This is a genomic window from Roseovarius sp. A46 (genome assembly GCF_004126395.1).
GTDB classification, from domain to species: Bacteria; Pseudomonadota; Alphaproteobacteria; order Rhodobacterales; family Rhodobacteraceae; genus Roseovarius; species Roseovarius nitratireducens.
In genome coordinates, this window is record NZ_PVWS01000107.1 from 280 (window position 1) to 534 (window position 255).

Below are 255 nucleotides of genomic sequence, written 5' to 3' on the forward strand. Positions count from 1 at the left end.
GCGGTCTTCTCTGCATCGCTGTCTGCAGCGCCATGGCATATCACGCCTGCCGGACGTGGCCGGTGACAAGCCGAAACGGCAGAAGTTCAAGCGCTACCCGATCGGCTTTTTCCACATCGACATCGCCCAGGTGCAGACCGCCCAGGGCAAGCTCTATCTCTTCGTCGGCATTGACCGAACAAGCAAGTTCGCGGTGACCCAACTCGTCGAGAAGGCCGACAGGCGCACCGCATGGGAGTTCTTGCAGCACATGCT

General features: G+C 60.4%; 1 pseudogene. It reads left to right on the forward strand.

What is annotated here, in order from left to right:
- Positions 1–255 (forward strand): annotated as a pseudogene (locus C6W92_RS17545) (IS481 family transposase); the annotation flags it as partial.